Genomic DNA, 20,931 nt, shown 5'->3' on the forward strand with positions numbered 1-20,931 from the left:
GGCCATTCCTATTTTTGGCACATGTTTGGCATCAGTACATATATGAAAAAGATATATTTAATATTAACCCTTTCAGGTTTTCTGTTTTTAACTTCCTGCTACACGACAAGGACAGCTGGAAACAGTGGAAAAGTTCCTCCCGGACAGGCAAAAAAAGGGACTAGTTCAAAATCTGCAAAACCTTTTGCCCCAGGACAACAGAAAAAGAATTAACTAAGGGGGTATTGGTTCAGTTAACTCATATTTACACCTGTAAAATGGTATGAATTCTTTTCGTTTGTTCTAAAATATAATCTGGAAAAGGTTCGTTTAAAATAATTTGTTTACGTAACCGCTCTGGATGTGTCCGTGATGACTTTTTGCAATTTTATCTTATAAAACATACTATAAAAGTTTTGATAGCTTTTTAATAAAGTTATATTTGAACTTTAGTATCCGAAATAAATTAAACCATGCAAATTAAATCATTTGAAGAGTATCAAAAAACTTATCAGTATAGTGTAGATTACCCTGAACAGTTTTGGGAAGGAATAGCCAACAACTTTCAGTGGAGAAAAAAATGGAACAAAGTATTGTCCTGGAATTTTTCTGAACCAGACATTAAGTGGTTTGAAGGCGCCAAGCTCAACATCACTGAAAACTGTTTAGACAGACACCTTGCAGAAAATGGAGATAAACCGGCCATTATCTGGGAACCAAATGATCCTCAAAAAGAAAGCATTACCCTAAGTTATAAAATATTACATGAGCAGGTTTGCCGCTTTGGCAATGTGCTGAAAAAAAATGGAGTTAAAAAAGGCGACCGTGTTTGTATCTATATGCCAATGGTGCCCGAACTGGCGGTTGCGGTACTGGCCTGTGCCCGCATCGGTGCAGTCCATTCTGTAGTATTTGGTGGTTTTTCTGCCAAATCTATTGCCGATCGCATCAACGACGCAGAATGTAAAGTGGTTATCACCGCAGACGGTGCATTCAGGGGAAACAAACAGATCCAGTTAAAAGAAGTCATTGATGATGCACTGATCGGTTGTCCTACAGTAGAAAGGGTGATCGTGCTTACCCACACCCGTATAGCTGTTTCCATGTTGAAAGGCCGTGATGTATGGTGGGAAGATGAAATTAAACTCGTAGATACGAATTGCCCGGCTGAAGAAATGGATGCAGAAGATCTGTTGTTCATTTTGTATACTTCGGGTTCAACCGGTAAGCCTAAAGGGGTAGCACATACCATTGGTGGCTATATGGTGTACGCGGGCTATACTTTTTCTAATGTATTCAATTACCAGCCTGGTGAGGTGTTTTTCTGTACTGCCGATATCGGCTGGATCACCGGGCACTCCTACATCGTATATGGGCCACTGTCGCAAGGTGCAACCACATTGATGTTTGAAGGGATTCCTACTTTTCCTGATGCTTCGCGCATGTGGCAGGTGGTAGACAAACACAAAGTAAACATTTTATATACAGCCCCTACGGCCATACGCTCGTTAATGAGCTTTGGCGATGCGCCACTTAAAGACGTTGATCTGAGTTCTTTGCGGGTTTTAGGATCAGTAGGTGAGCCAATTAATGAAGAAGCATGGCACTGGTTTGATGAAAAGATAGGCAAAAGCAAGTGCCCTATTGTGGATACCTGGTGGCAAACAGAAACTGGCGGTATCATGATCTCGCCAATTGCTTTTGTTACGCCTACCAAACCAAGTTTTGCAACTTTACCTTTGCCTGGTATCCAGCCAATGCTGGTAGATGAGCAGGGTAAAGAAATTGAAGGCAATGGCGTTAATGGAAACCTATGTATCAAGTTTCCATGGCCGGGTATGCTGCGTACCCTATATAAAGACCATGAACGTTGCAAGCTGACTTATTTCTCTACCTATAAAGAACTTTACTTTACTGGCGATGGCTGTTTAAGAGACGAAGATGGCTATTACCGCATCACCGGAAGGGTAGATGATGTGATCAACGTATCTGGCCACCGTATTGGAACCGCTGAAGTAGAGAATGCCATCAACATGCATGCCGGCGTGGTAGAAAGTGCCGTAGTAGGTTACCCGCATGATGTAAAAGGACAGGGCATTTATGCCTTCGTGATCAATCCAAATGTACACAACGATGAAGACCTTACCCGTAAGGATATCCTGCAAACCGTAACCCGTGTTATTGGGGCCATTGCAAAGCCGGATAAGATCTTGTTTGTATCTGGTTTACCGAAAACCCGTTCCGGAAAAATCATGCGCCGCATCCTAAGGAAGATCGCCGAAGGTGAAACTTCGCAGATCGGTGATACTTCTACGTTATTAGATCCGGCTGTTGTAACCGAGATCATCGAAAAAGCAGGACAGCTGAAATAATACCTGGGTTTAATCCTGAGGCTATAAAAAGGGAATGACATTTTTGTTATTCCCTTTTTACTTCAAAGTCATAATCGCCATACAACACATCACTTAAAGCTACTCCTTGTACAATTATTTTGAACTTACCCGTAATGTCGCTGGTGTAAAAGCTGATTTCCTGTTCGTTTTTTGTTAAGACGATGCCATTGTTCCAGTAAATAGTAGATGCAAAAGCAGGTTCAAGCGGGTCTGCATAATCGTTATGATAAAATTCTTTTTTGCCGTAAATGCCTTCCATGAGGATCATTCCGGGAACATTGGGCGGTTCTTTGCAGGCCTGGTAAGTTTCTTTGCCCATGGCGCCTGATGGGGTCCGGACAGCATAAGTTCTGCCAGCAAGCGGCTGGGTATTTTCAGGATCGTAGTAGTGATTGATACAGTTGAGGATCTGGTATCTGCATACATAATCCCCGCAATTATTTGCGCCCTTCAGGCCTCTGAAATCGCTGTTTCTCGCCGTAATCTCCACTTCTTTGAGCCGGTGGGCACCTTCGTTGTTTTTGAGGGAAATTACCTGGTTGTTTTGCACTTCAGAAGGTACTTCACGAAATTCCGGATTAAATATCTTTGAATAGGATTTATGGAGTTTGGGGTAGGGGTCGCTTAGTTTGTATTCAAATTTTTTAACATTATCCTGGCCGGTAAAAAGGTAAATGGGTTTTTCCTTTTCGATGAGGAGGTCAAAGGGTTTAAATTCATAGGCGCCTGCACTGTCAAGAGTACGGAGGATAATTTCTTTTGGTTTCATCAGGCTGAAAGACAGGTTCCAGACCGGTATTTTCGTTCTTGGCTTTGCTTTGGCCCGCAGGTAGATCCTGGTATCGTCATAGCTTTTCAGGGTATCTGCGGGTTTTGCGTTCATCAGGTCCTGCCAGTTGTATTTGCGCCATCCTTTAACCAGTAATACGTTTTGGAGGTAATCCGGGTCTTCATAGCCCCGTTTGGTAGTATAGGGAGAAAGGACGCTGAGCTGACTGCTGAGGTAAATATGGCTTTCTATATCGGTGCTGAGCCTTGAAGAGAGGCGGTCGCTCTGAACACAGGCCACAGAGACCATGGCCAGGCTGTCAGGACTGTCCAGTTTGATTTTAAGGCTTACTTTTTTTCTGGTATTATAGCTTTTCTGGTTGGTGGTAAGTTTGATCTTTTGGCTGGCATCGAAATGGCTAAAGCACATACGCTCGGCCAAAGGACGCCCGAGGCTGTCTGTTACAGTTAAGGCACATAGGCCTTTGGGTACGTCTTTAAGGGGGATTTTGATAGATACTTTAGCGGCAGTTTCGGTAATGCTATTGTATATATAGGTTTCTCTGAAATTGTGGAGCCGTACTAAAACCTGTAGGTTACCAGGATTACTGAGTTGTACATAAAGGGTATCGGTTGCCAGGGCATTAGCCACCGAAATGCCTATACCCTGGTTTAAGGCAACAGGCAGCTGGTACGTGCTGTCGGCAAAACCATCATGCATAAGTTTAAGGCTATAGCTGCTTCCTTTTTCTGGCCTCAGAAAGAAGCTGCCCGTACCATAGCTAGTGGTTTCGACGGTATCTATTACTTTTTCGTTTTTAAACAATTGGGCTTTAACGCTAAGAACGGCTTGCTTCTGGTCTTTCGCTTCCCATGCAACCCTTCCCGAAATGCCATTCACCATATGTCCACCTTCAGGGTAAAAGTTTACCCTGGCTTTTTGTTTGCTGATGGGCAGCAGCAGATTTAAAAAGCTGCTGTCCTTCCCATATTTTAATTTCAGATAGATGTTGGGGTCGTTTATGTTTTCCTCTTCGTTTACTTTTAAGATCACTTCACCAGAGCTATTGGTGCTGGTTTTATCGATGGTTTTGCCATAGCGGTAATTGACGATAACTGGCTTGGGGAGAAACCTCGCGTCGGAAGTCGTGGCACTGATCAGCAACTGGTTTGGCTTTTTACCTGCACTGCCGCGTTCCAGGATTTTGATACTGGCTTTAAAAGCCGGTTCTATATTTGTTTTGATCAGGATGGGCTGTATAAATACAACATCCGGTTTGCCCTGACTAACCCTGCTGGTACTGGCTATGAAATGATAATCGCCGGCAAGTAAAGAGTCAGGCAATTGCATACTACCCGAGGATAAGCCCGATTCCATGATAAATTTTTGCTGTTTGATAATGGAACTGTCGGCGTTTCTGACCAGGATAACTGACATTAACCGATGTGCGGCAGTTTGCAGTTCATTGATCAGGTATCCGCTAAACCAAACCGTTTCGTTATTGGTGTAAATGTTTTTGTCAAAATGCACGAACAGGCTAGCCCTGTTTTTGGCCTTGCTGTATAAGTATTGCTGTTCAGCTAAAGGATCTTTAGGGATGGAAACCCCTGGCTGTGCCATGGCTATGTGACCAGTTAGCAGGAAGCAGCAGATACAGACGAACCAGTAGCGCATTTATTTCGGTTTAAAAAACAAATCTGAATGAGGGCTGTTTTAATAGCAAGCTAACAATTGTAAAACATATAAACAAGATCATGGATAAATTAGAATTAAAAGGAAAGTGGAACGAGATCAAGGGAAAAGTGAAACAAGCTTATGCTGATCTTACAGATGATGATCTGAAACACGAAGAAGGAAAAGACGAGGAGTTGTTGGGTAAATTGCAGCAAAAAACAGGCAAAACACGGGATGAACTGGTTACCTGGATAAAATCTTTATAAAGGGGTAAAATGAAGAGGGGGCATGAATTTCATGCCCCCTCTTTTGTGCGTAAATATTTAGTTTAATACCCAAATATCTGTTCTAATGTCAGTTTGGTTACTGTGCCAAATTTAGCCAGATCGTCCATTTTTATATTCTTTTCTGAAGCGACAATACAGTAGTTGAAAGCTTTGTTGGCTACATTGTTTTCATGAAATGTTTTAACGTCATCAAAATGGAGTGGTTTTAAACCTGAATACTCATCTATCCTGGAATCGTGATCAAAGCCGAGTTTTTTATCCGAAAAGTAAGCACCAATGATGTCTTCATTGGTAACCCTGCTGGTTGCAATCGAATTCAGCGCATTGTATTTTGAGGCATCAAAAGCCTTGTCTGTGCGTGGTAAATCGTTCAGCAGTTCGTTCATGGCATTTACGGCATCATTCATTTTATCGGCCTGACTGCCTACATAAGCTACCAGCGTATAATTCTTTTCTTTTTTGTCTGGTGAAGAGAATACCGCAAAAGTAGAATAGGCAAGGGCTTTGGATTCCCTGATGGTCTGGAAAACTACAGAGCCCATACCCCCGCCAAAATAGCTGTTAAACAGGGTTACTTTCGGGGCCCATGTCTGGTTGTAAGGACCACCGTTGCGTACCCATCGGATTTCTGATTGTACCATGTCATAATTTGCAAAGTACACCTGATTGCCATTTTCTGTTGCATAAGTGAATTTCTTTCCCGGAGCTTCTGGGGTAAATTCCTTTGGTAGCTTGTGCAGTTTGCCAATGTTTGCAGTGAATGCCGCTAAAGTTTGGGGCCCGTAATAGGTAATGGCATGCCTGTAGTTGTTGATGTTGTGCAAAATATACAGCAGCTGATCCGAAGTGATGTTTTTAACTTCTTCATTGCTCAGGGTATAATTGAAGGGATTGCTGGCACCATATTGGGCATAAGTGGTCAAGCCGTTTAATATGGAGGCCTTATTCAGTTTGTTATTTTCCCTTGATTTTAAGATGCGGCTTTTTAATTCGTTCAAGGCCTGCTCATTCGGTTTGCAGTTGGCAAAAATATGTTCAACCAGGCTTACTGCCTTGTCAAAGTTTTCCTGCAGGCCACTGATGTTAATGGTAGTTACTTCATTGCTTACATTAAAGCTATAACTGCAGGCGATGTTGTAGAACGCTTTGCTGATCTCTTCTGCAGTATATTTGTCGGTACTTAAAAAGCTAAGATACTGGGCAGCGTAAGGCTGCAACCTGTAGTTCCATGCGCCCATGTCAAACCGGTACGACAGGTTAAAAATGCTGTTTTCCTTGTTTTGTACCGTAATTACATCGGCAATTTCCACTTTTCCGTAGTTCAGGTCTTTTTTATAATCTAAAAACTTAGGCGCAATCGGTTTTACCTGCATCGCCAGTAGTTTTTTGGCAAATTCCGAAGTTTCTGAGGCATTGGTTTTAACCGGTGTAATGGCCGGTTTTTCCACCTTCCCGATGTTCTTGTCTTCACCTTTATGTTTGTATGCCACTACGTAATTGTCTGTAAAGAACCCGTTGGCAAAATCGATCACCTGTTTTTTAGTGACTTTGGCCATGGCATCCAGGGCATTTAGCGATTTGTCCCAGTTTTCGCCACGGTTTAAAATAAATTCATTGGTGACCGACTCCACCCGGAAAGGGTTTTTATCAAAAGCCTGCAGCAAACTCAGCTTGCTGTTCGCAACAGTAGCTTTGATCAGGCTTTCATCAAAATCGCCTTTTTTAAGGATGTTTACCTGGTCCAGCAACAGCTTTTGGGCATCGTCCAGGCTTTGGCCCTGCTTGGGTTGCGCAGCCAGGGTGAAAATACCATAGTCTTTCATCTGCTGGTAACCAGCACTTGCGCCTAAAACTTTCTGTTGTTTGTTCAGGTTGATGTCCAGTAAACCTGCTTTTCCATTGTATAAGATACTGGAGATGAGGTCGAGCAACAGGCTTTGAGTAGTGTTTTGTGCATAACCCCTGTAAGACATTCTAACGCTTTCAGCACTTGGGCCGTAGACGTCGATTTTTTGTACCTGGGTAAGCGGTTTTTCAGGCGCAGGGTTGTACAGCTCCAGGGGTTTGGCCTTCATGTAGGCAAAAGACTGATCTATCTTTTTGATCATCTCGTCGGGGTTCAGGTCACCGGCAAGCGCAATGACCATGTTATTCGGTACATAATATTTGTTGTAGTACTTTCTGATCTCCAGTAAGGAGGGGTTTTTTAAGTGTTCCACTGTACCAATGGTAGTCTGCTGTCCGTAATTGTGAGTTGGGAACAACAGGGCGCCGGTTTGTTCGTTTACTTTCCAGGAGTCATTGTCCAGGCCACGGTTCTTTTCTTCGTATACAGCTTCCAGTTCTGTATGGAAAATGCGGAAGACAGGCGCACGGAAACGCTCTGCCTGTAAGGCCAGGAACTGATCGGTTGCATTGGAAGGGAAATCTTCCTTATACACCGTTTCCTCATACCAGGTATGCGCATTGGTAGACTGCCCGCCGATGGCTTTCATCATTTTATCGTATTCATTGGCGATGGAATAGCTGGAAGCGTCACCTGATGTCTTGTCGATCAGGGCATAGATCTCCTTACGTTTTACCGGATCTTTGGTTTCATGGTATTGTTCATACAAGGCGTCGATCTTGTCCAGCAAAGGTTTCTCTTTGGCAAAGTCAAGCGTGCCAAATTTATCCGTTCCTTTAAACAGCAGGTGCTCCAGGTAATGGGCCAGGCCTGTTGCGGTGCGGGGATCGGTATTACTACCTGCCCTCACTGCCAGACGGAATTCAATGATCGGCTCTTTTGGGTTTGGAGACAATACCACCGTTAGCCCATTTTTTAAGGTGTAAAAGCGTGACTTTGTAGGATCATTGGTTACATATTTATAGCTGTAACCACCGGCAGAGGCTGTTTTCCATTGATAGGTGGATTGCGCCATCAGGCTTGTACCTGTTATCAGAAAACAGACAAGCAACAATAATTTGTTCTTCATTTAGATTAATTTAGTTTTTTTAATTTTCAAGGTGTTTAGTTTGGTTGCCGTCCCTGGATGACGAATTACTTTGACTGTACCCTGATGAATAAGTTCGGGGCAAATATAAGTTGATTGCTGAATTATGTGCCCTAATTCTTGTACTTTTACTTCCAGAAATGCCATAAGGCGATGTCGTTTGTAAAATGGGTGATTTTGGCATATCAGTAATCCTGTTTGCAATCCAGATCATGCCTTTAATATATAAAATAAACATCATGAAGAAGCAAAATTTGAGACCAAATATTTTAGTAGTGAATGACGATGGGATCACCGCACCGGGCATCAAAAACCTGATAGAAGTAATGATGGAGCTGGGCAATGTGGTAGTTGTGGCCCCCGATGGCCCGCAATCAGGTATGGGGCATGCCATTACGATCGGCAAACCCCTGCGCTTTGATGCAGTAGACCTTTATCCTGGCGTGGAGATGTACAAATGCTCCGGCACACCGGTGGATTGCGTGAAACTGGCTGTAAATAAGATATTTAAAGGTAAAAAGCCGGATCTTTGTGTTTCAGGTATCAATCATGGGCTAAACAATTCCATCAACGTGATTTACTCAGGTACCATGTCTGCTGCGGTAGAGGGGGCAATAGAGCAAATTCCTTCCATAGGTTTTTCGCTGGATGATTTTTCCCAGCAGGCAGACTTTAGCCATTGTAAAAAATTCATTAAAGTGATCTCTGAGCTGGTACTGGAACATGGACTACCGGCTGCAACCCTGCTGAATGTAAATTTTCCGAAGGGTGACGGATTGAAGGGCATTAAGATATGCCGGCAGGCCAATGCCAAATGGGCAGAAGAGTTTGATGAGCGTAAAGATCCTTATGAACGCCCGTATTACTGGCTTACCGGCGTTTTTCAGAACAATGACAAAGGCGAAGATACCGATGTATGGGCTTTGGAACATGGTTTTGTATCGGTGGTTCCGGTACAATTTGACCTCACTGCACATCATGCCATTCCGGTATTGAATACCTGGGATTTTGGTGAGGTCGCTGCTGTGTCAGGAAAAAAAACAACCGGCAGGACCCCAGCGCCGGACGGCTTGTCACTTGGATAAAATGGATATGCAAGAACAGCTGAAACGCCTTAAAAATTCTGTATTTACCGGTCTGGGTATCGGGCTTGTTGTTCCAGGTATATTGATCGCCATTGTAATGTACCTGATGCAGCGCTTTGCATTTCTGGCCAAAGCCGATCTGTTGTTGATTGGCTGTATTGCTGTAAATGCCTTGCTGATGCACTATTTTTTTAAACTGAACAAGGAGAACATTGGCCGGGGCATCATCAGCGCCACTTTTTTATGGGCCTTTGCTTTCTTTTTTTATAAAATAAACCGGTAGATGAAATATTATTTGGTTGCAGGAGAAGCTTCCGGAGATCTGCACGGGGCCAATTTGATGAAGGCCCTGAAAGCAGCGGACGGGACTGCGGAGTTCAGGTTTTATGGCGGCAATAAAATGTTGGCAGAAGGTGGGGTATTGGACAAACATTACTCGGAAATGGCTTTCATGGGCTTTACCGAAGTACTACTGAACCTGCGGACCATTTTTAAAAACCTAAAGGCCTGCAAGGCCTCAGTATTGGCCTATCAGCCCGATGTGCTGGTCCTGATAGACTTTCCGGGCTTTAACCTCAAAATTGCCGATTTTGCCAAAGAAAACGGGATTAAGGTGTGTTATTACATTTCGCCGAAGGTATGGGCATGGAACCAGAAGCGCGTGCTCAAAATAAAAAGGATAGTGGATAAGATGTTCTGCATTTTACCTTTTGAAGTTGAATTTTACAAAGAATGGGGTATGGAGGTAGACTACGTGGGCAATCCTTTACTGGATGAAATTGCACAGTTTACGCCAGATACCGAATTCAGAAATAAGTACGGGCTGAAAAAAGAGGTGATTGCTTTGCTGCCTGGTAGCCGTAAACAGGAAATCGAACGCTTGTTGCCGGATATGCTGAGTGTAACATCGCATTTTCCCGATCATCACTTTGTAGTGGCCGCAGCGCCCAGTTTTGAGGAAGCTTATTACCGGCAGTTTATTAAAACAGAGAATGTAACCCTTGTTTTTGCGCAGACCTATAACTTACTGAACATAGCGAAAGCTGCAATTGTAGCTTCCGGCACAGCAACGTTGGAAACTGCGTTGTTTCATGTGCCCCAGGTGGTGGTATACCGGGGCGGGGCCATTTCGGTAGCTATTGCCCGCGCGCTGGTCAAGATCAGGTTCATCTCGCTGGTAAATTTAATTATGGACAAGGCTGTGGTTACAGAGCTGATCCAGAACGACTGCAATACTGCCAATATCACCCACAGGCTTGAAAACATATTGCAGGGACCTGTTCGAGCTAAAATGATGGAGGATTACCGGGAGCTTTCAGCCAAAATGGGTACTGCCGGTGCTTCGCAGCGGACAGCCGGACTGATCCTTGATTACCTCAAACATGAAGTAGTTTAAGGTTTAGCTATTTAACCGGAGGTTAAGCTTCAGGATGACGAATTCTGCCGGGCGTATGGCAGCCATACCAATTTCTACAATCAACCTTCCTTCCAGGATATCCAATGCGGTCATGGTATGGCCCAAGCCAATGGATACATAAAAAGCGTGCCCGGCTTTGCCACCCTGCAATGCACCTTGCCGCCATAAACTGCTGAGATAGTTTTCCAGCATCGTCCGTATCTTAATCCAGGTATTTGCAGTATTGGGTTCAAAAATGAAACGTTCCATTCCTTTTTTACAGCTCTGTTCTACCATGATGAACAACCTGCTAACCGGGATGTAGCGCCATTCGTTGTCGTTGCCGGCCAATGTTCTGGCACCCCATACCAACACACCTTTTCCGGTAAACATCCTGATCACATTGACCGATTTTCCTGCAACTTCATCTATATTAAGATTGTCCTGCATCTCGCTGGTGATTTGCTGTGTAGGAGCGGTCACCAGGTTCAGGCTTATATTTGCCGGGGCTTTCCATACGCCACGGTTCTGATCTGTGGTCGCATAAATACCGGCTATTGCGGCGGATGGCGGCAGGATGGCAGCGTTAAGGGTTGTTTTTAGAAAAGGGTGGTAGGCAGCACCATATTTTAAATGTGCATCACCTATGCCTTCCGCACCGCGCAGGGTCTGGGGATCATCTCCATAACAATCGATCAGTACAAAGCGGTCTTTGCGTTCGGCTGCCTGCAATAACGCCACATTATATACTTCATAAGCGGCAGCAGCTGTATTTAGCTGAACAGTTTGTGGAATAACCAGCAAGCTGGGCTGGTCGTATCTTGCCGCCATTTCCAAGCCGGCAAGCAGGTTGTTTTTTTCAGGTGTTCCTGTAGTGTTTCCTACACTAATGATATAGCAAGGGCCACCACCATTGGCAAAAAACAATTGCAGGTGAAGCTGCATGTTTTGAATGTCGGTACTTACTACCGCTGCTTTGCCGAAATAACTTTCGTATTCCAATAAGGAGCTGATCAATTTGGCCTCGCTTACCAGGATGTCATTGATCATTGCTGATGCCAGAAGTTCAGCGGCATTCCCGCCAGCTTTTTCGGTATAGCCAATAAATACAGGGATGGCTGTTGGTACCTGTGCCACCGATGGTGGTAAACCAGGTACTTCTTCTACATATACCCCCGGGGTTTTATAGGTTTTTGCCATACCTGAAGTTACAATTATTTTCCGTTAATCAAGCCAGTTTACAGCGCTCACCTGCCAGCAGGGCCATGCATTGCTCATCTTGTTCAGGGATACTCACCTGCTCCAGTTCTTTTGCGTAACTGCGCCGGATGTCTTTGCGTTCTCTGGACTCAATAAAGCGCCGTACCTGTTCATGGTTTTCCAGGATCAGTCCCGGAACCATTACGGTTTTATTCTGCTCATCTTTTGCCACCATGGTGAAATAGCAGGTATTGGTATGTTTGATGGTATTGGTTTTCACATTTTCAGAGATCACCCTGATGCCCACTACAAGTGAGGTCTTGCCTACATAATTAATAGAGGCCATCAGCGATACCAGTTCTCCGACTTCTACGGGTGCCAGGAAATTAACAGTGTCTATAGAAGCGGTGACACAATAATTGCCCGCATGTTTGGCTGCGCATACATAAGCCACCTTGTCCATCAGGGAAAGCAGGATCCCCCCATGGATTTTCCCCCCAAAATTGGAATAGGAAGGGATCATAAGTTCGGTAAGTACGGTTTGAGAAAAACTGACAGGTTTGTAGGTATTGGATTCAGTTTGGGGTGTTTTGGTCATGTTTTTTAATTTAAAATGTCAGTGCTTATTTAAACGGGCTTCTTCCAGGTCCAGGTTGTCTTCCATATCCCGGAGCACTTCGTGGTCATATTTTTTTGTTGCTTTCATTTTCTTCAGGCCTTTTCTCCGGAGGTCAATCAGCTCCAGCATGATCTGCCGGTATAACTTCCGTACCGAAGTTACCTCTTCTTTTTGCGATTGTTCAATCAGGGTCCGCTCTGTGGCCCTGATGCTTCTTTCCAGTTGCTCCTTAACCCGGGCTATGGTTTCAAACTGGTTCATTTCGGCACTATAATGCTCGTTCAGGTAGCTTACGCATTCTTTTGCCAGCTGCATCCGGATGGTCTCCAGTTGTTCATCTTCAGGGATATGTTCATCTATTTCTTCTACTTTAAGCAGGCGGAGGAAGATGGGCAGGGTTAAACCCTGGAACACAAGGGTAACCAGGATCACCACGAAGGTGATGAAAAGGATCATGTTACGGTGCGGAAAAGCCTCTCCTGTACTTAAAGTAAGGGGGATGGCCAGTGCCGAAGCCAATGAGACTACACCCCGCATGCCAGCCCATCCGATAATGAAAGGCAGTTTTAAGCCCGGGCTTTTTTCTCTGTTACGGATGCGGGAGCTGAGCATCCGGGGTACAAAGGCCGAAATGTATACCAGCACAATGCGGGCGACAATAACAATGGCGCTGATGATCAGCGCATATTTGATGGCTTCCTCCATGGAATAACCTTCCAGCCCGGCTACAATTACGGGCAGTTCCAGCCCGATCAGGATAAATACAAAGCCATTGAGCAGAAAGCCTACAGTAGCCCATACTTCCTTGCCTTGTATGCGGGTATGGTAGTTTAGAAAATCACCGGAACGGAAAGAAAGGAATAAGCCACCGCTAACTACGGCAAGTACGCCAGACCAGTGAAATTCCTCAGCTACAATGTACATCAGGTAAGGTGCGATCAGTGTGATGGGGGTGGTAATGTTAGATGATTTGGCCCAGTACCGGAGTACAAGGTAAAGCAGGTGCGCGATAACCAGGCCAACTACCACACCCATTACAGCGAGGATCAGGAAATCGGTAACGGCCTCCTGTAATACAAATTGCCCGGTCAGGATGGCCGCCAGGGCAAACCTGAATACCGTTAGTGAGGCCGCATCATTTACCAGACTCTCTCCTTCTAATATGGTTAAGCCCCTTTTAGGCATGTTTACTCCCTTTAATACGGAGGTAGCTGCAACCGCATCGGGAGGGGAGATGATGCCCCCTAATAAAAAGCCGAATGCAAGGGTAAAACCTGGAATGATGCTGACAGAGAAATAGGCAATGGCCAGAGCGGTGATGAGTACGAGCCCAAAACCGAGGGAAAAGATGGAACGCCGCCATTTCCAGAACTCATTCCAGGAGGTATACCAGGCTGCTTCAAATAACAGCGGGGGCAAAAAGATCAGGAAGACAATGTCGGGATTAATGTTAATGACGGGCATGCCTGGTATGAAACTGATACCTAGCCCGCCAATGACCAGAAATATGGGGTAAGAGATCTTCCAGCGCTGACTGAGCAGGAAGAGCAGCGCCATAGCAAAGAACAGGGCCAGGATTAAAAGCAGGTTGGCATGTATCATGTCCTAAAAATAGGAAATTGTATCAGAATAAGGCAGGTATGAATTGTAATCTTCAAAAAAAAAAGCCTTCCAGTAAAACTGAAAGGCTTTAAGGGTGGAGAATATCGGATTCGAACCGATCACCTCTTCACTGCCAGCGAAGCGCTCTAGCCAAATGAGCTAATCCCCCTTGTGGCTACCAATGATCGAAATCATCAGTGTGGGGCAAAAGTAATTAATTTTGGAAACCCTGCAAATTAAATGTTGAAATATGTTGCTGATTTTGTGCTTTATTTAAAGCTAATGCTAACTTTGGTACAACTAATCCAATCACATGAAGAAAATATTTTTGCTGTTTTTTACACTTTTCATTTCCAGTGCCTCATTTTCGCAGGGCCTTCTGAACCTTTTGGGTCGTTCGCAAGACCTTTTTATCCTGTTTTCTGAGGATAAGTTTACCGAGGCTTACGGGAATTTCGACCCTACTTTTCAGGCTAAGGTAACTGAAGCCAATCTGAAGGAACTCTGGACCAAAATCTCCGAGCAATTGGGTAAACTGGAAAATACCTCGGTATTGAGCAGTAAGAACGAAGGGGATTTCTACAGGGTTATCGTGGAAGCCAAGTTTACCAAGGATACCCAGAATTTTTTACTGGCTTACAATAAAGCAGAAAAATTAGTTGGACTTTTCCCTTTGCCAAAACCCAAATCGGTGGTTTATACCCCTCCGGCTTATGCCGATACCACATTGTATAAAGAAAAAGAGATTAATGTGAAAACGCCGGGACATAACCTGGTGGGCATGCTGACCGAACCGAAAAAGGGTACTGGCTTTCCTATAGTAGTATTGGTACATGGATCTGGTCCGCAGGATATGGATGCTACGTTCGGACCGAACAAACCTTTAAAAGACCTGGCTTTAGGCCTGGCTTCCAAGGGGATTGCCAGCATCCGTTACGTGAAAAGGACAAAGATCTATCCGATGGATTTTGTGGGGGCAAGTACGGTAAAGGAAGAGGTTTTGGATGATGCAATTGCTGCAGTTGCCCTGGCCAGGACACTGCCAGAGGTAAATAAAAAACAGCTCTATTTATTTGGACATAGTTTAGGCGGTGTACTGGCACCAAGACTGGCCTTGCTGGCGCCTGATCTGAACGGGATTATACTGGCCGCTGCACCGGCCAGGTCTTTAACAGATATCATTATTGAACAGAATAAATATATGTTTGCCCAGGCAAAGGACACCACAAATGCGGGAAAAAAAATGCTGGACAGTTTGATCAAAGAGTTCGATAAAACCAGGATCACCAAGCTGGGCACGATGAAGGCTGATTCCAGCTTGTTTGGAATGTCAGCAGCTTATTGGGTAGACCTGAACAATTACAAGCAGGTAGAAACGGCTAAAAAACTAAAACAGCGTATTTTTATTGCACAGGGAGGCAATGATTTCCAGGTTTCAGTAACCGATTTTAATTTATGGAACTCCGCTTTGGGAAAGAAAAAAAATGTCACGCTGAAGTTATATCCTGACCTCAACCATATGTTAAGTTCCCAGACAGAAAAAGGCACTCTGCAGCAGTATGAAACGCCCGCCAGTGTGTCCCCGGCGCTTGTTAATGACATCGCCGCCTGGATAAAACTTAAGATTTAGTTTACTTGTTTGAATTTATGGCAAAATTGTTGCTATGAAACCACTAGTTAAACGTAAAGCTATTTTATATTATGATCAAAAGAATACATGTGCTTGAAGATGATGAAGATATCAGATACATCATTGGTGTTTTGTTGAAAGATGAGGGCTATGAACTTCAACTTTCGTCTTCATTTGGTGAACTAAAAAGTAAACTTAAAGATTCTGTGCCTGATTTATTTATTTTAGATGTAATGTTACCAGACGGAGATGGCACTGATATTTGTACAGATCTTAAAACGGATGTTTTTACAAAACACATCCCGATCATTGTGATGTCTGCAAATGACAAGAACAAGGATAAGAGTCTGGCTGCAGGTGCAAATGATTACATCAGCAAACCTTTTGATATTGATTATATTGTTAAAAGGATCAACAAGCTGCTGAATTAAAAAATTAGTCTCGAAAATAAAAAGAAGGCCCGGCAATTTTTTGCCGGGCCTTCTTTTTATGCAAGGATAATGCTGTATGTTTAACTAGGCAACAATCACTTTTACGCCTTTATCTTCTATCATTTTTACAGTTTGTGGTGATACCTTACTGTCGGTGATCACGTAGTGTACCTGATCAAAGCCACAAACTTTGCCCAAGCCCCTGCGGTCAAATTTTGTGCTGTCGGCCATAATGACCAGTGTTTGTGCAGTATCAATCATCTTTTGGTTCAGGGTAGCCTCGGCTATATTGGTAATGGAGAATCCGAAGTCCAGGTCTATTCCATCCACTCCAAGGAACAATACCCCGCAGGAAATCTCAGCCAGGATCTTTTCCGCATGGGCTCCCGCTACGGATGAAGAATTTGGCCTGATCAGACCGCCAAGTTGTAATACCTCCACATTAGGGCGGTTGCTGAGTTCCAGGCCTACCTTTAAAGCGGGTGTAATTACCGTTAAGTGTTTGCTTGGGTATAAACAGCGTGCCAGTTCAAATACAGTTGTGCCCGAGCCAATGCTGATGGAATCGTTCTGGCCGATAATAGACAGTGCGGCTTTGGCAATTCTTTGTTTTTCTTCAGAATTGATAAACTCTTTTTCGTTGATGGTACGCTCCGTTGCGTAAGGATTGTTAATTGATCCACCGCCGCGCGTGCGAAAAAGAAGGTTCTTATCTTCGAGAAGTTTCAAATCCTTTCTTATTGTTACGCCTGAAACTTTCATCAGTTCGATGAGTTCAATAATATTTACTTTGCCGTTCTTCTTCAGCTGCTGAATGATAAATTCATGGCGCTCGGTAATGTTCTTCATTTATTAATGGCTTTAAACGCTATTTTCAGATTGTTAATATTACGAAATTTTTATAATACAACCTATAATTTTCCAAATATAGTAAACTAAAACAATTCACAATTCTTTAATACAGGTTCTCTTAAAGATCGGTAAATTTTTTTAATATCACTTTCTAAATATTTATTTCTCTTTTATTTTGTTTTATTATGTTTAATTTCATTCTTTTGATAAAAGAAACGTAATTAGTATAAAAACGGAATAACCCGAAGGCGGATAAACAAAAACCAAATATAAATGAAACAAGAATTAAACTCAGACAATTCCCTGCTCAGCAGGGCAGGTATCCCAAAGCAGCTGGCATGGGGCTATTTAGGAATCATGATTTTCATGATGGGCGATGGAGTAGAGCAGGGCTGGCTTAGCCCTTATCTGATCGGTCGCGGAATGACCATACAACAGTCGGCGTCACTGTTTACGGTTTATGGTATTACCATTGCCATCTCTTCCTGGTTTTCGGGTGTACTGGCCGAAGGCTTTGGTCCGAAGAAGACCATGCTGATGGGCCTGCTGCTTTATATTATCGGTACCGCAGGTTTTGTTGGCTATGGCCTGCCTGACCTGAACTTTGGTATGATGTTGATTACTTACGCTATAAGAGGCTTTGGCTATCCGCTATTTGCCTATTCGTTTTTGGTTTGGATAACTTATCGCAGTCCCGGCAAAAAGCTGGGTTCTGCGGTAGGATGGTTCTGGTTTGTTTTTACCGGTGGTTTAAACGTATTTGGTGCCTATTATTCAAGTTGGGCCATTGAGCATCTCGGCTATCTGGATACATTATGGAGCTCCATCTTCTGGGTTCTTTTAGGTGCTTTCTTTGCTTTGGTATTGAACAAAGATAAGTTTGAAGCTTCGGCTGGTAAAAATACTTCAACAAAAGCGGAAGAGCTCGCCAAGGGATTGATCATTATGAAAGAAGAACCTAAGGTTTTACTGGGTGGGATTGTCCGCATCATCAATACTACCGCACAATTTGCTTTTCCGGTATTCCTGCCTACTTATATGGCAGCTCATGGTTTTTCAACTACAGAATGGCTGCAGATCTGGGGAACGATATTTACAGCAAATATTGCCTTTAACCTGATCTTTGGTTTTGTTGGTGATGGTTTTGGCTGGAGAAATACAGTGATGTGGTTTGGCGGTGTAGGCTGTGCCATTACCACTTTATTGTTCTATTATTCGCCGGTATTGTTTGGCAGCAGTTTCTGGATGGTGATGTTCTGTGGTATTTTGTGGGGTGCACTACTGGCAGGCTACGTGCCTTTATCAGCGCTGGTCCCATCTCTGGTAAAAAAAGACAAGGGCGCGGCTATGGCGGTTTTAAACCTTGGTGCCGGTTTGGCAGTATTTGTAGGTCCCGCTATTGTGGGTATCTTTATCGGTAGCCTGGGTAACGAAGGTGTGGTTTGGATCCTTGCCGGGCTTTACGTGCTGAGTGCCATTCTGACCCGTTTCATCACCTTGCCTGACAATGCTAAAACTGCACATTCTGGTGAGCCTGCTGCAGTTATAGCCGCAACATAATAGGTTTAAATAAGCATTAAAACAATAATAATATAGCATATATGAGGATACTGATTACGGCCCCTTACAATGAGCGGGGACAACAAACACTGGCAGAGAAACTGGGCGAAGTGGTATACCGTCCATGGAAGGATCTTGGCCGTGCATTTCACGAGGACGAACTGATTGCGCTGCTGGCAGAAACCAAAGCCGATGCCTTAATTACAGAACACGATCATGTTACCGCAAAAGTTATAGCAGCGAATCCGCAACTTCAGTTTATAGGAGTGTGCAGGGGAACACCTTCTAATGTATCGTTAGATACTGCAAAAGAGATGGGGATCCCCGTATTTCATACCCCGGCCAGAAATGCACAGGCTGTGGCCGAAATGTTCCTGGCAACCGTAATTGACCTGATGAGGAATACGTACGCAGGCGTTGCCTGGCTGAAAGGTAAAAACTGGACAGCCGATGCGCATACCTCGTACCTGCAGTTTAAAGGTAACGAGATGGCAGGCAAAACTATTGGTATGGTGGGCTTTGGTGCGGTAGGGCAGCGGATTGCCAGCATGGTAGAGAATTTTCCATGCGCGATCAGATTTTACGATCCTTACCTGGAAAATTTTGATGCCAAATATACCAAGACTTCACTGGAAGATGTATTTGCCAGCTGTGATATCGTGTCGATCCATTTGCCGGTAAATGCCGCTACCATAGGGATGATCGACAAAAGCCTGATCTCTAAAATGAAACCGGACGCTATATTTGTGAATACAGCACGTGCAAGTGTGGTAAAACGGGATGATTTGCTGGAGGCATTGGAAAACAATCGCATCAGGGGCGCAGTGCTGGATGTATTTGACCATGAACCGCCTGATGAAAAGGATTACCGGATCATCAATCTGCCAAATGTACTGGCTACGCCGCACATTGCGGGTGCCACTCACGAGGTGGAAGATCACCATGTAGAGATCATGAACAGCAGGATCATGGCCTGGTTTGTAAAGGAAAAGGTAAATTAGATCAGACATGACAAATCAGGAAGCATATATTGTAATAGACATTGGTACAGGAAACGTACGCGTAGCTGTTGCAACTACTTCAGGAGAGATCCTGGGAATTGAAAGAGAGAACCTGCAAAACCAGAAGGATGAAAATTATCCGGAGGCGCTGTTTTTTGACCCGAATGCATTGTGGGAACAAATCCTGCGCCTGGCGGGCAAAGCATTGAGCCAGGCACCTGCAGGGATAAAAGTACTGGCTTTAACAGCAACAAGCCAGCGTGAAGGCATTGTGCTGATCGGCAAAAAAGGCGAATCACTGATCGGTTTGCCAAATATTGACCATAGGGGCAGGGAGTGGGACAGCATGATTAAAGACAAGAGTGCAGTTTACCAACTGACCGGTCGTTATCCGACTTCGCTTTTCTCAGCCTTAAAGATAGTAGGGATTAAACACAGGAGGCCTGAAATATGGAATGAGTTTGCTGTGTTTTTAAGCATCAGTGACTGGGTAGAATATAAATTGAGTGGTGTGCTGCACTATGAGCATTCGCAGGCTTCCGAGACTTTGCTTTATGATGTAGAAAAGCATACCTGGTCTGCCGAACTGTGCAATGTATTTGAAATTGATACTGCCGTATTACCTGAACTGACCTTGTCGGGCACAGTGCTGGGTACAATTTTACCTGGAGAGGCAGCAGCATTAAACATTAACCCCGAAGCAAAGGTGATTGTTGGTGGTGCTGATACACAACTGGCCATCATCAGTACCAAACCTTTGGAAAACGATGTGGTTATGGTTTCCGGTACCACTACCCCGATCATCAAGATTACCGGAGCATACATTACCGACGAACAGGAACGTACCTGGACAAGCAGGCATACGGATGGGCATAGCTTTATACTGGAAGCCAATGCCGGTGTTACCGGTTTAAATTACCAGCGCTTAAAAGAGATATTCTACCCTGTCGAAGGTTATGAAGTAATTGAAAGGGAGCTTGCAGAAGTTACCCATTTTCAGTGCATCGCTTCTTTGGGCTCTTTAGTAGCAGATGAAAAAGCGCCGCTTACCCGGGGTGGTTTTATTTTTGATGCGCCGGTTTCGCATTTGCTCACCAGGGGAAGTTTTGTATGGGCCACGCTATGGGATATTGCCTGCAGCATCAGTGAAAATTATAAAAGCCTTTGCGGCGTAACCACACACGACCAGGATTACATCTGGGCTTGTGGCGGCGGTGTACAAAGCGCTACATTGCGGCAGTTTATTGCCAATTTGCTGCAAAAGCGGGTGATCATCAGGAACAGTTACCGTCAATCATCGGTAGTAGGTGGAGTATATATCTGTAACAAAGCGCTAGGCAAAGCCGAAATTGAACCTTTTGTGCTGGAAGAAACACTACCCCAACAAAATGAACAGCATGCCAAACTGTACGAAGAATGGAAAAAAACCAGGGCCTCATTTATAGAAATATTCAGCTAGT

The 20,931-nt window shown here is 44.1% G+C and carries 17 protein-coding genes and 1 tRNA gene; 11 read left to right on the top strand and 7 right to left on the bottom strand.

Annotation, left to right across the window (positions count from 1 at the left end):
• The first annotated feature begins 42 nt into the window (after positions 1 to 42).
• Positions 43 to 213 (top strand): quinol oxidase subunit 4, encoded by a 171-nt coding sequence (locus R2Q85_RS14545; protein WP_316812522.1) that lies wholly within the window; start codon positions 43 to 45, stop codon positions 211 to 213.
• 239 nt (positions 214 to 452) lie between these two features.
• Complete coding sequence (gene acs, locus R2Q85_RS14550) at positions 453 to 2,351, top strand: acetate--CoA ligase (protein ID WP_316812523.1); 1,899 nt, start codon at positions 453 to 455, stop codon at positions 2,349 to 2,351.
• A gap of 46 nt (positions 2,352 to 2,397) precedes the next feature.
• Here the strand turns inward: acs and R2Q85_RS14555 are convergent, their stop codons facing one another.
• The gene (locus R2Q85_RS14555) at positions 2,398 to 4,815 is read right to left on the bottom strand and encodes a hypothetical protein (protein ID WP_316812524.1); all 2,418 of its coding nucleotides are present in this window, start codon (positions 4,813 to 4,815) and stop codon (positions 2,398 to 2,400) included.
• Between the two features lie 80 nt (positions 4,816 to 4,895).
• On the opposite strand from R2Q85_RS14555, the gene R2Q85_RS14560 reads away from it, so the two are divergent.
• On the top strand, positions 4,896 to 5,081 hold the full coding sequence (locus R2Q85_RS14560) for a CsbD family protein (RefSeq protein ID WP_316812525.1): 186 nt from the start codon (positions 4,896 to 4,898) through the stop codon (positions 5,079 to 5,081).
• 62 nt (positions 5,082 to 5,143) lie between these two features.
• Here R2Q85_RS14560 and R2Q85_RS14565 read toward each other — a convergent pair whose 3' ends face one another.
• Positions 5,144 to 8,077: a M16 family metallopeptidase gene (locus R2Q85_RS14565; RefSeq protein ID WP_316812526.1), complete on the bottom strand. Its 2,934-nt coding sequence runs from the start codon at positions 8,075 to 8,077 to the stop codon at positions 5,144 to 5,146.
• A gap of 257 nt (positions 8,078 to 8,334) precedes the next feature.
• Between R2Q85_RS14565 and surE the strand changes: the two genes are divergently transcribed.
• Genes surE through lpxB form a run of 3 tightly spaced genes read left to right on the top strand, consistent with a single transcriptional unit; the run spans position 8,335 to position 10,576 of the window.
• Positions 8,335 to 9,180 (top strand): 5'/3'-nucleotidase SurE, encoded by an 846-nt coding sequence (surE, locus tag R2Q85_RS14570; protein WP_316812527.1) that lies wholly within the window; start codon positions 8,335 to 8,337, stop codon positions 9,178 to 9,180.
• A gap of 1 nt (position 9,181) precedes the next feature.
• On the top strand, positions 9,182 to 9,463 hold the full coding sequence (locus tag R2Q85_RS14575) for a stationary phase survival protein SurE (RefSeq protein WP_316812528.1): 282 nt from the start codon (positions 9,182 to 9,184) through the stop codon (positions 9,461 to 9,463).
• Positions 9,464 to 10,576 carry a lipid-A-disaccharide synthase gene (gene lpxB, locus R2Q85_RS14580; protein WP_316812529.1) on the top strand — a complete coding sequence of 371 codons (1,113 nt, stop codon included), beginning with the start codon at positions 9,464 to 9,466 and terminating at the stop codon, positions 10,574 to 10,576.
• 3 nt (positions 10,577 to 10,579) lie between these two features.
• On the opposite strand, the gene R2Q85_RS14585 is transcribed toward lpxB, so the two are convergent.
• The 4 genes from R2Q85_RS14585 to R2Q85_RS14600 all read right to left on the bottom strand — a co-directional run bounded on the left by R2Q85_RS14585 (position 10,580) and on the right by R2Q85_RS14600 (position 14,166).
• A complete protein-coding gene (locus R2Q85_RS14585) occupies positions 10,580 to 11,776 on the bottom strand; it encodes a phage tail sheath family protein (protein WP_316812530.1) in 1,197 nt (398 codons plus the stop codon).
• Between the two features lie 28 nt (positions 11,777 to 11,804).
• Entirely contained in the window at positions 11,805 to 12,374 is a 570-nt protein-coding gene (locus R2Q85_RS14590) for an acyl-CoA thioesterase (RefSeq protein WP_316812531.1), read from the bottom strand.
• An 18-nt stretch (positions 12,375 to 12,392) separates the two neighbouring features.
• On the bottom strand, positions 12,393 to 13,997 hold the full coding sequence (locus R2Q85_RS14595; RefSeq protein ID WP_316812532.1) for a Na+/H+ antiporter: 1,605 nt from the start codon (positions 13,995 to 13,997) through the stop codon (positions 12,393 to 12,395).
• Positions 13,998 to 14,092: 95 nt separating this feature from the next.
• Positions 14,093 to 14,166 (bottom strand) — tRNA-Ala (locus tag R2Q85_RS14600).
• A 144-nt stretch (positions 14,167 to 14,310) separates the two neighbouring features.
• Here R2Q85_RS14600 and R2Q85_RS14605 point away from each other — a divergent pair.
• Positions 14,311 to 15,627, top strand: coding sequence for a DUF3887 domain-containing protein (locus R2Q85_RS14605; RefSeq protein WP_316812533.1), 1,317 nt, complete (start codon positions 14,311 to 14,313; stop codon positions 15,625 to 15,627).
• Between the two features lie 71 nt (positions 15,628 to 15,698).
• Positions 15,699 to 16,058 carry a response regulator transcription factor gene (locus tag R2Q85_RS14610; protein ID WP_316812534.1) on the top strand — a complete coding sequence of 120 codons (360 nt, stop codon included), beginning with the start codon at positions 15,699 to 15,701 and terminating at the stop codon, positions 16,056 to 16,058.
• An 84-nt stretch (positions 16,059 to 16,142) separates the two neighbouring features.
• Here R2Q85_RS14610 and R2Q85_RS14615 read toward each other — a convergent pair whose 3' ends face one another.
• On the bottom strand, positions 16,143 to 16,907 hold the full coding sequence (locus tag R2Q85_RS14615) for a DeoR/GlpR family DNA-binding transcription regulator (protein ID WP_316812535.1): 765 nt from the start codon (positions 16,905 to 16,907) through the stop codon (positions 16,143 to 16,145).
• A 276-nt stretch (positions 16,908 to 17,183) separates the two neighbouring features.
• On the opposite strand from R2Q85_RS14615, the gene R2Q85_RS14620 reads away from it, so the two are divergent.
• From R2Q85_RS14620 to R2Q85_RS14630, 3 genes are read left to right on the top strand one after another with little or no spacing between them, the layout of a single operon-like run.
• Positions 17,184 to 18,470, top strand: coding sequence for an MFS transporter (locus R2Q85_RS14620; protein ID WP_316812536.1), 1,287 nt, complete (start codon positions 17,184 to 17,186; stop codon positions 18,468 to 18,470).
• A gap of 41 nt (positions 18,471 to 18,511) precedes the next feature.
• Entirely contained in the window at positions 18,512 to 19,471 is a 960-nt protein-coding gene (locus R2Q85_RS14625; RefSeq protein WP_316812537.1) for a 2-hydroxyacid dehydrogenase, read from the top strand.
• A 7-nt stretch (positions 19,472 to 19,478) separates the two neighbouring features.
• Entirely contained in the window at positions 19,479 to 20,930 is a 1,452-nt protein-coding gene (locus R2Q85_RS14630) for an FGGY-family carbohydrate kinase (RefSeq protein ID WP_316812538.1), read from the top strand.
• The last annotated feature ends 1 nt before the right edge of the window (position 20,931 follow it).

It is taken from the genome of Pedobacter heparinus (genome assembly GCF_032678725.1).
Taxonomy (GTDB): domain Bacteria; phylum Bacteroidota; class Bacteroidia; order Sphingobacteriales; family Sphingobacteriaceae; genus Pedobacter; species Pedobacter heparinus_A.